At 71.4% G+C, this 10,043-nt stretch carries 7 protein-coding genes; 1 reads left to right on the top strand and 6 read right to left on the bottom strand.

Going from position 1 to position 10,043, the window contains the following annotated elements; translation table 11 throughout:
• Positions 1-42: 42 nt before the first annotated feature.
• Positions 43-1,371 (bottom strand): peptidase, encoded by a 1,329-nt coding sequence (locus ACFCY7_RS07225; RefSeq protein ID WP_376482108.1) that lies wholly within the window; start codon positions 1,369-1,371, stop codon positions 43-45.
• A 291-nt stretch (positions 1,372-1,662) separates the two neighbouring features.
• Here ACFCY7_RS07225 and fahA point away from each other — a divergent pair, with 291 nt between their 5' ends.
• Positions 1,663-2,889, top strand: coding sequence for a fumarylacetoacetase (fahA, locus tag ACFCY7_RS07220; RefSeq protein WP_376482106.1), 1,227 nt, complete (start codon positions 1,663-1,665; stop codon positions 2,887-2,889).
• Here the strand turns inward: fahA and ACFCY7_RS07215 are convergent, their stop codons facing one another.
• The 5 genes from ACFCY7_RS07215 to nuoL form a co-directional block, all read right to left on the bottom strand.
• A complete protein-coding gene (locus ACFCY7_RS07215) occupies positions 2,890-3,723 on the bottom strand; it encodes a carbohydrate-binding protein (RefSeq protein ID WP_376482104.1) in 834 nt (277 codons plus the stop codon). It abuts the gene before it with no gap.
• A gap of 42 nt (positions 3,724-3,765) precedes the next feature.
• Complete coding sequence (locus tag ACFCY7_RS07210; protein ID WP_376482102.1) at positions 3,766-4,713, bottom strand: helix-turn-helix domain-containing protein; 948 nt, start codon at positions 4,711-4,713, stop codon at positions 3,766-3,768.
• A gap of 208 nt (positions 4,714-4,921) precedes the next feature.
• On the bottom strand, positions 4,922-6,571 hold the full coding sequence (nuoN, locus tag ACFCY7_RS07205) for an NADH-quinone oxidoreductase subunit NuoN (RefSeq protein WP_376482100.1): 1,650 nt from the start codon (positions 6,569-6,571) through the stop codon (positions 4,922-4,924).
• Positions 6,568-8,139, bottom strand: coding sequence for an NADH-quinone oxidoreductase subunit M (locus ACFCY7_RS07200; RefSeq protein ID WP_376482099.1), 1,572 nt, complete (start codon positions 8,137-8,139; stop codon positions 6,568-6,570). Before ACFCY7_RS07200 ends, nuoN begins: the two co-directional genes overlap by 4 nt.
• 5 nt (positions 8,140-8,144) lie before the next feature.
• Positions 8,145-10,040: an NADH-quinone oxidoreductase subunit L gene (gene nuoL, locus ACFCY7_RS07195; RefSeq protein WP_376482098.1), complete on the bottom strand. Its 1,896-nt coding sequence runs from the start codon at positions 10,038-10,040 to the stop codon at positions 8,145-8,147.
• Positions 10,041-10,043 lie beyond the last annotated feature (3 nt).

Here is a 10,043-nt window from a genome sequence, read left to right as displayed (position 1 = left end):
CCCCGTGTCCGGGGTGCGGGCCCTCGTGCGTTCCGCGCGGGCTTACGCGTTCGCGCCGGCCTTGCGGCGGCGGGCGACGACCAGCGCGCCGGCGCCCAGGGCGACGGCCCCGGCGGCGGCGAAGCCGAGCGGCAGGGTGTCGTTCGCACCGGTGGCGGCGAGCGTGCCGTTCACCGGCGTGCGGGACGAGCCGCCCTGCTGCGAGGTGTTGCCGTTCCCGGTGGTGGCGCTCGGCGCCGGGGTGGGCGTCGACGGGGTCGGCGTCGGCTTGTCACCCTTGTCGGCGGCGACGATGGCGAAGTCGGCGTCCGGGTAGTCCGTGCCGAGGCCGCACGAGCCGTCCTTGTTCTCGTACTCGGCGTAGGAGAAGAGGACGCCCCGGCCGGCGGACGCCTTGGCGTCGACCGTGAGGCGCAGCTTCACGTCGTACGAGGCGCCCTTGGCGAGCTTGCCGACCTCGATGGACTCGTACTTGTCGGTGAACGGCGTCCACTCCAGGACGTCGGGGGACGACCACTCGATCGGGATGAGGCGGCCCGAGAGGTCCGTCTCCTCGTCGATCTCCTCGCCGGGCTCGGGGAGCCGCACGGCGGTCGCGAAGGCGTCGACGACGTCCAGGGCGTGGTCGGACGTGTTGGTGACGCGCAGCGAGAAGACGGCGGGCTTGCCGGCGGTGACCGTCTTCGGGCCGCTGAGCGCGACCTTGAGGGAGTCGTCCTCCTTGCACTCCCCCTCGATCTCCTCGGCGAACTTCAGCTCTTCCTTGGCGTCGGCGAGCTCCTGCTTGGTGGTCTTCTCGACCTTCTCGGCGAGCTTGACCACGCGGGAGGCGGCGTCCTTGGCTTCGGCGAGGGCCTTGGCGGCCTTGACCGCCTCGTCGTCGGCGGCCTTCTTCAGGGTGGCGGCCTCGGCCGCGGCCGTCTTGGCGGTGACGACGGCGGCGGCGGCGTCCGTCTTCTCCTGCTCGGTGGCGTCGGGCTTCGCCAGCACGTCCTTCTCGGCCTGCACGGCCTTGGCGAGCTTGTCGTCGGCGGCGGCCTTCGCGACGGCGGCGGCGTCGGCGGCCTTCGTGGCGTCGGAGACCTTCACCTGGAGCGGGTGGTCGGCCTTGTCCAGGGCCTTCAGGTCGCCCTTGGCCTTGGCGAGGTCGGCGACGGCCTCGTCGTATTCCTTCTGCGCCGCGGCGACGGCGGCCTTGAGCTCCTCGATCGACGGCATCTCGTCGTCGATGTCGTCCTCGTGCGACGTCGGCTTCTGCGACTGCGGGGCGGTCGGCTTGGTGTCGGCGAACGCGGGGGCGGCCGAGAGGAACACCACCGGGGTGGTCACGGCGGCGGCCACGGCGGTCGCGAGAATGCGGCGGATCTTCACGATGCGGACCTTTTCCTGGTCAGAGAAAGAGTGCGAAGTGTGGTGGCGGGCGTGCGCCTGCGGCTACTTCACGCGGCGCGACACCGGCTTGATCGTATGACCGGAAAGGCCCTGGCGGGAGCCCTGTTTCCGCGGCTCTCGGAGGTTTCCCGAGGCGCCGGGAACACAAAGCGCGCGAAGCCGGACAGTTGCTCACGGAGGCCGCGGTTTCTGTGTGATCCATGTCATCCGCGCCCGGCGGCCCGGCCCGTAACGTGTCCCCCACACACCTGGAAAGCGAGGCACGTACCGATGTCCGAGCACAGCCCGCTCGACCTGGCCGAGGGCGATCCCTTCGGCCCGCACAACCTCCCGTACGGCGTCTTCTCCACCGCGGACGAGCCCGGCCGGCGCCGGCTCGGCGTCCGGATCGGCGGGTACGTGCTGGACGCGGGCGCCGCGGCCCACGCCCTCGGCTCCCCGTACGCGAGCCTGCTCGCCCAGCCCTCCCTGAACCCGCTGCTCGCGGCCGGGCGGACCGCCTGGCGCGACGTGCGCCGGGCCCTCACCGCGTGGGTGACCGTGCCCGCGCACCGCGCCGACGTCGAGCCGCTGCTGCACCCGCTGGACGCGGTGACGCTGCACCTGCCGTACGAGGTCGCGGACTACGTCGACTTCTACGCGAGCGAGCACCACGCGACGAACGTGGGCCGGATCTTCCGCCCGGACGGCGACGCGCTCACCCCCAACTGGAAGCACCTGCCGATCGGTTACCACGGCCGCGCGGGCACCGTCGTGGTCTCCGGCACCGACGTCGTGCGCCCCTCGGGCCAGCGCAAGGCGCCGTCGGACCCGACCCCGGTCTTCGGCCCGTCGATCAAGCTGGACATCGAGGCGGAGGTCGGCTTCCTCGTCGGCACCCCGTCGGAGCTCGGCCGGCCCGTGCCGCTCGGCGACTTCCGCGAGCACGTCTTCGGCCTGACGCTGCTCAACGACTGGTCGGCGCGGGACGTGCAGGCGTGGGAGTACGTGCCGCTCGGCCCGTTCCTCGGCAAGTCGTTCCAGACCTCGGTCTCGGCGTGGGTGACGCCCCTGGAGGCGCTGGACGCCGCCCGGACCGCGCCGCCCGCGCGGGACTTCCCGCTGCTCCCCTACCTGGACGACGCGGACGCGGAGGAGCAGGGCGGCTTCGACCTGCGGATCACCGTGGAGATCAACGGCGAGGTCGTCGCCGAGCCGCCGTTCTCCTCCATGTACTGGACGGCGGCCCAGCAGCTCGCCCACATGACGGTGAACGGCGCCTCGCTGCGCACCGGCGACCTGTACGGCTCCGGCACGGTCTCCGGGCCCGAGACGAACCAGCGCGGCTCGCTCCTGGAGCTCACCTGGAACGGGCGGGACGCGATCGAACTGGCGGGCGGCAAGCGGACGTTCCTCGAGGACGGCGACGAGGTCGTCCTCACCGCCTGGGCGCCCGGCCCGGACGGCACCCGCGTGGCGCTGGGCGAGGTCCGGGGCCGGATCCTTCCGTCCTCCTGACTAGCGGACCCGCCACAGCGCGGGGACGTTCGGCGGCTCCCAGCCGGCCTGGGCCGTGTGCGCCTGGAGGCACACGTAGCCCAGGCCGCCGTAGGTGACGGCGTCATCCGCCCGGTAGGCGGTCCCGGCGGCCCAGGTGCCGCCGGGGGCGCCCGTGGACGTCGGGGTCGGCGTCGGCGTCGGCGTCGGCCCCGGGTCCTGCGGCACGTTCAGGACGAAGTCGAAGGCGGCCTCCCGGCCGCCGCCCGCGTCCCGGACGGTCATCAGGAGCCGCGGGTCGAAGATGGTGTCCGTGTTGTTGCGGGGCTCGTTCGGGAAGTACAGCTGAGTGGTCAGCACCGGCCTGCCCGGGGCCTGCAGCTTGACGTGGATGTGCCGGGTGCGGCCCGGGTAGAGGCCGGGCACGATCGTGGTGAGCTTGAAAGCGCCGCTCGCGTCGGTGAACTGGTGGCCGCGGAACCGGTATCCGGAGTTGTCGTAGGCGCCGTTGGTGTCGGCCTGCCAGAAGTCCAGCAGGACGCCGGATATCGGCTTGCAGGCCAGTCCGAAGACGTAGCCGCTGACGGTGAGCCGGACGCCGGCGGTGCCGGCGTCGACCAGGCTGGACCGCAGGGGCGAGTTGGGCTTGAAGTACGGGCCCTCGGTCTGCGGCGGGGTGGGGTCGTCGCCGTCGTCGCACGCCGGGGTGAGCGCGGGCGGCGCGTCGGTCGGGCCCAGGGTGCGGGCGAGCGCGGGGACGCCCATGAGGACCGTGGGCGCCGCGATGCCGGCCGCGAGCGCGGCGCGGAGCACCGCCTTGCGGCTGACGTGCCCGGTGCTGGTCTCGTTGTCCATGCCTGCTCCTCGGATGTGGGGGGCTGCGCGATCGGCACGAACCTAGGCGCGGGGGCCGTCGCCTTCGAGGGACGGAGCACGGCGGTCGTGGTGTTTTCGGAAGTCCCCCGGGCTCCGTCCGGTCTCGCGGCGGAAGAAGCGGCAGAAGTACGCGGGGTCGTCGAAGCCGACCCTGGTCGCCACCTGACGGATCGACAGCCTGGTGCCGATCAGGAGCCGTTGGGCCTCCCGGGTGCGGGCCGCGCGCAGGAGGTCGCCGGGGGTGCGGCCGGTGGCGGCCCGGACGGCCTCGGTGAGGTAGCCGGGGGTGACCCCGATCAGCTCGGCGCACTCCCGCACGGTCCTGCCCTCCGCTCCGGCGCGGGCGGCCAGTCCGGCGAACTCCTCGGCGACGGCTCCGGGCCTGCCCGGCGGGGGGCCGGACGGCGGGGCCCCGGCCTGCCCGGCGGGGCCCGGCAGGCGGGCCGTGCGGACCAGGAGGACGTGCAGCAGGGAGCGCAGCACGGTCGCGAAGCCGTCGGCGCCGTGCCGGTACTCCTCGACGAGTTCGGCCATCAGCCGGGTGGTACGCGCGTGCGTGGGCCCGTCGAGGGTGTGCCAGGGGTGTTCCCCGAGGCGGCGCAGGAGGTCCCGGTCGCCGAGGTGGCCGAGGAGGAAGTCCTCGGTGAAGAGGACGACGGTGCCGTCGAGGCCGTGCGCGTCCTCCCAGCGGTGCACCTGTCCGGGCAGGATCACGCCCAGGTGGGGCGGGCGGAGCGGCCAGCGGGCCAGGTCGACGACGTGGGTGCCGGTGCCGGAGGTGACGTGGACGATCTCGTGGAAGGTGTGCCGGTGCGGGAAGGCCGCCCGGGACAGCGGGCCGACGGCGTCGAAGCTCCCGGCGGCGAAGGGCACGTCGTCGGGCAGGCGCAGTTCCAGGCGGTGCATGGGCGGCTCGCCGGCTCTCGCGGCGGCGCAGGGGGTGCCGGGTAAGGAGGTGGTGCCACGCATCGTGCCGCTTCCCTCTCGACGACTGGTACAGACCATTCGGGGCGGCTCCCACGATGGCACGGGCACCTCCGACGGGTCACCCCCCGGTCGGCCCCTTCGCCCGCTGCCACCCGCGAAGGCCACCTGCCACCCGAAGGCCCGCTGCGCCCGAACACGGCGGAGGGGCCCGGCTCGCAGCGAGCCGGGCCCCTCACGCGTACGACCGCCGCTACCGGACGAACACGCTCGCCTGGTTCGCCAGGTTCAGGAAGTACTGCGGCGCGAGGCCGAGCACCAGCGTGACCGCCACGCCCACCGCGATGGTGAGCGACGTCAGCGCCGACGGCACGGCGACCGTGGGGCCGTCCGCCTTCGGCTCGCTGAAGAACATGAGCACGATCACCCGGATGTAGAAGAACGCGGCGATCGCCGACGAGATCACGCCGACCACGACGAGCGCGCCCGCGCCGCCCTCCGCCGCCGCCTTGAAGACCGCGAACTTGCCGGAGAAGCCGGAGGTCAGCGGAATGCCGGCGAAGGCGAGCAGGAAGACCGCGAAGACCGCCGCGACGAGCGGCGAACGGCGGCCGAGACCGGCCCACTTGGAGAGGTGGGTGGCCTCGCCGCCCGCGTCCCTGACCAGGGTGACGACGGCGAACGCGCCGATCGTCACGAAGGAGTACGCCCCCAGGTAGAAGAGGACGGACGAGACCCCGCTCGGCGTGGCCGCGATGACGCCGGCGAGCAGGAAGCCCGCGTGCGCGATCGACGAGTACGCCAGGAGCCGCTTGATGTCGGTCTGGGTGATGGCGACGATCGCACCGCCCAGCATGGTGACGATCGCGATGCCCCACATGACCGGCCGCCAGTCCCAGGTGAGGCCCGGCAGCACCACGTACAGCAGGCGGAGCAGCGCGCCGAACGCGGCGACCTTCGTCGCGGCGGCCATGAAGCCGGTGACGGGGGTCGGGGCGCCCTGGTAGACGTCCGGGGTCCACATGTGGAACGGCACGGCGCCGACCTTGAAGAGCAGCCCCGCGAGGACCATGGCGAAGCCGATGAGGAGCAGCGCGTCGTTGCCCATGGTGTCGGCGAGCGCCGGGTCGACGGAGGCGATCGTGCCGTCGACGACGTCGGCGATGGTGGCGTACGAGACGGAGCCCGCGTAGCCGTAGAGCAGGGCGATCCCGAAGAGCAGGAAGGCCGAGGAGAAGGCGCCGAGCAGGAAGTACTTGACGGCCGCCTCCTGCGACATCAGCCGCTTGCGGCGGGCGACGGCGCAGAGCAGGTACAGCGGGAGGGAGAAGACCTCCAGGGCGACGAAGAGCGTCAGGAGGTCGTTGGCCGCCGGGAAGACCAGCATGCCGGCGATGGCGAACAGCGCGAGCGGGAACACCTCCGTGGTGGTGAACCCGGCCTTCACGGCCGCCTTCTCCTGCTCGCTGCCGGGGACGGCGGCGGCCTCGGCGGCGAAGGAGTCGACCTTGTGGCCGTGGTCGGCCGGGTCGAGCCTGCGCTCGGCGAAGGTGAAGATCGCGACGATCGAGGCGAGGAGAATGGTGCCCTGCAGGAAGAGGGCGGGGCCGTCGACGGCGATGGCGCCCATGGCCGCGATGTGGGCCTTGGTGGAGCCGTAGCCGCCGGCCGCCAGGCCGACGACTGCGGCGAAGGCGGCGGCGAGGGCGAGGACGGACAGGAAGACCTGGCCGAGGTAGCGGCCCTTGCGGGGCACGAAGGCCTCGACGAGGACGCTGACGATCGCGGCGCCGATCACGATGAGCACGGGCGAGAGCTGCGTGTACTCGATGTGAGGGGCCGGGATCTTGTTCAGCGGATCGGCCGCTGTCGTCCACAAGCTGTGGACAGCCATGGAACTCACTTGGCGGCCTCCACTTCGGGCTGGGGGTCCTTCTGCTGGACGTCGGACATGGTGTGCTGCACCGCCGGGTTGACGACATCCGTCAGCGGCTTCGGGAAGACCCCGAGGAAGATCAGCAGGGCGATCAGCGGAACGACCACCGCCAGTTCCCGCGGCCGCAGGTCCGGCAGCGTCCGGACCTCCTCCTTCACCGGCCCGGTCATCGTCCGCTGGTACAGGACGAGGGTGTAGAGCGCGGCGAGGACGATGCCGGTGGTGGCGATGACACCGGCCACCGGGTAGCGGACGTACGTCCCGACCAGGACCAGGAACTCGCTGACGAACGGGGCGAGTCCGGGCAGCGACAGGGTCGCGAGACCGCCGATCAGGAACGTGCCGGCGAGCACCGGGGCGACCTTCTGCACACCGCCGTAGTCGGCGATGAGCCGCGAGCCGCGCCGGGAGATCAGGAAGCCGGCGACGAGCATCAGGGCGGCCGTCGAGATGCCGTGGTTGACCATGTAGAGCGTGGCGCCCGACTGGCCCTGCGTGGTCATCGCGAAGATGCCCAGGATGATGAAGCCGAAGTGCGAGATCGACGCGTAGGCGACCAGGCGCTTGATGTCCCGCTGGCCGACGGCGACCAGCGCCCCGTAGACGATGCTGATCAGGGCGAGGACGACGATCGCGGGGGTGGCCCACTTCGAGGCCTCGGGGAAGAGCCCGAGGCAGAACCGGAGCATCGCGAAGGTGCCGACCTTGTCGACGACGGCGGTGATGAGGACGGCGACCGGGGCGGTCGCCTCCCCCATCGCGTTCGGCAGCCAGGTGTGCAGCGGCCACAGCGGCGCCTTCACCGCGAAGGCGAAGAAGAAGCCGAGGAACAGCCACCGCTCGGTGCTGGTCGCCATCTCCAGCGAGCCGTTGGCCCGCGCCTCGGCGATCTCGGTGAGCGAGAAGTTCCCCGCGACCACGTAGAGCCCGATGACGGCGGCCAGCATGATCAGGCCGCCGACCAGGTTGTAGAGCAGGAACTTGACCGCCGCGTAGGAGCGCTGGGCCGCCGCGTTCTCGTCGGAGCCGCTGTGAGCGCGGTCGCCGAAGCCGCCGATGAGGAAGTACATCGGGATGAGCATGGCTTCGAAGAGGATGTAGAAGAGGAAGACGTCGGTGGCCTCGAAGGAGAGGATCACCATCGCCTCGACCATGAGGATCAGGGCGAAGAAGCCCTGCGTCGGCCGCCACCTCTTCGAGGAGGTCTCCAGCGGGTCGGCGTCGTGCCACCCGGCCAGGATCACGAAGGGGATCAGCAGGGCGGTGAGCGCGATGAGCGCCACCCCGATGCCGTCCACCCCGAGTTCGTACCGGACCCCGAAGTCCTTGATCCAGGAGTGGGATTCGGTCATCTGGTACCGCTCGCCGCCGGGCTCGAAGCGCCCGAAGACGACGCCGGCGAGCACCAGCGTGGCGAGCGAGACCAGCAGCGCCAGCCACTTGGCGGCGGTGCGGCGGGCGGCGGGGACGGCGGCGGTGAGGATCGCACCGACCGCCGGCACCGCGGCCGTCGCCGTGAGGAGCGGGAAGGACATGAGCGTTACACCGCCCTCATCAGCAGGGTCGCGGCGATCAGCACCGCAGTACCTCCGAACATGGAGACCGCGTAGGTGCGGGCGTAGCCGTTCTGGAGTTTGCGCAGCCGGCCGGAGAGTCCGCCGACGGAGGCCGCGGTGCCGTTGACGACACCGTCGACCAGGCTGTGGTCGACGTACACGAGCGAGCGGGTGAGGTGCGTGCCGCCCGTGACGAACACGGCGTGGTTGAAGTCGTCCTGGAGGAGGTCGCGGCGGGCGGCCCGGGTGAGGAGCGAGCCGCGCGGGGCGACCACGGGCACGGGCCGGCGTCCGTACTGGAGGTACGCGATGCCGACGCCGACCACCATGACGGCGACGGTGGCGGTGGTGATCGCTCCGGCGCCGATCGGCGGGTGGCCGTGCTCGAAGTTCGTCACCGGCTCCAGCCAGGCGACGAACCGGTCGCCGATCCCGAAGAAGGCGCCCGCGAAGACCGAGCCGAAGGCCAGCACGACCATCGGGACGGTCATCGACCTGGGCGACTCGTGCGGGTGGGGCTCGTGGCCCTCCGCGTCGGGCTGCCAGCGCTTCTCGCCGAAGAAGGTCATCAGCATCACGCGGGTCATGTAGAACGCGGTGATGGCCGCGCCCAGCAGGGTGACCGAGCCGAGGATCCAGCCCTCGGTGCCGCCCTTGGCGAAGGCCGCCTCGATGATCTTGTCCTTGGAGAAGAAGCCGGACAGGCCGGGGAAGCCGATGATCGCCAGGTAGCCGAGGCCGAAGGTGGCGAAGGTGACCGGCATGTACTTCCGCAGGCCGCCGTACTTCCGCATGTCGACCTCGTCGTTCATGCCGTGCATGACCGAACCGGCACCGAGGAAGAGACCCGCCTTGAAGAAGCCGTGGGTCACCAGGTGCATGATCGCGAAGGCGTAGCCGATGGGGCCGAGGCCGGCCGCCAGGATCATGTAGCCGATCTGCGACATCGTCGAACCGGCGAGCGCCTTCTTGATGTCGTCCTTGGCGCAACCGACGATCGCACCGAAGAGGAGCGTGACCGCGCCGACCACGGTGACGACCAGCTGGGCGTCCGGGGCGGCGTTGAAGATGTCGGCGGACCGGACGATCAGGTAGACGCCGGCGGTGACCATGGTGGCCGCGTGGATGAGGGCCGACACCGGGGTCGGGCCCTCCATCGCGTCCCCGAGCCAGGACTGCAGCGGCACCTGGGCCGACTTGCCGCAGGCCGCGAGGAGCAGCATCAGGCCGATCGCGGTCAGCGTGCCCTGGCCGGCCTTGTCGGTCTCCGCGAACACCGGCCCGAAGGCGAAGGTGCCGAACGTGGTGAACATGATCATGATGGCGACCGAGAGCCCGATGTCGCCGACCCGGTTGACCAGGAACGCCTTCTTCGCGGCGGTGGCCGCGGAGGGCTTGTGCTGCCAGAAGCCGATCAGGAGGTACGAGGCGAGGCCGACGCCCTCCCAGCCGAAGTACAGGAGCAGGTAGTTGTCGGCGAGGACGAGCAGCAGCATCGCCGCGACGAACAGGTTGAGGTAGCCGAAGAACCGGCGGCGGCGCTCGTCGTGCTCCATGTACCCGATGGAGTACACGTGGATGAGCGTGCCGACCCCGGTGATCAGCAGGACGAACGTCATCGACAGCTGGTCGAGCTGGAAGGCGACGTCCGCCTGGAAGCCCTCGACGGGGATCCAGGTGTAGAGCCGCTGGTACATGGCCCGGTCGTCGGCGCTCTTTCCGAGCATGTCGACGAAGAGCGCCAGGCCGATGAAGAAGGAGACGGCCGCGAGCAGCGTGCCGAGCCAGTGCCCGGACTTGTCGAGCCGACGGCCGCCGCAGAGCAGGACCGCCGCCCCGAGCAGGGGCGCCCCGACGAGCAGCGCAATGAGATTTTCCACGGT

It is taken from the genome of Streptomyces sp. NPDC056361, from assembly GCF_042262805.1.
Classification (GTDB): domain Bacteria; phylum Actinomycetota; class Actinomycetes; order Streptomycetales; family Streptomycetaceae; genus Streptomyces.
Note: the sequence above shows the minus strand (reverse complement) of the source record. Positions and strands in the feature narration are given on the sequence as shown.

Coding starts and splice junctions, on each gene's coding strand:
- fahA (WP_376482106.1), top strand. CDS start 1,663: ATGTCCGAGCACAGCCCGCTCGACCTGGCCGAGGGCGATCCCTTCGGC.
- ACFCY7_RS07215 (WP_376482104.1), bottom strand. CDS start 3,723: ATGGACAACGAGACCAGCACCGGGCACGTCAGCCGCAAGGCGGTGCTC.
- ACFCY7_RS07210 (WP_376482102.1), bottom strand. CDS start 4,713: ATGCGTGGCACCACCTCCTTACCCGGCACCCCCTGCGCCGCCGCGAGA.
- ACFCY7_RS07200 (WP_376482099.1), bottom strand. CDS start 8,139: ATGTCCTTCCCGCTCCTCACGGCGACGGCCGCGGTGCCGGCGGTCGGT.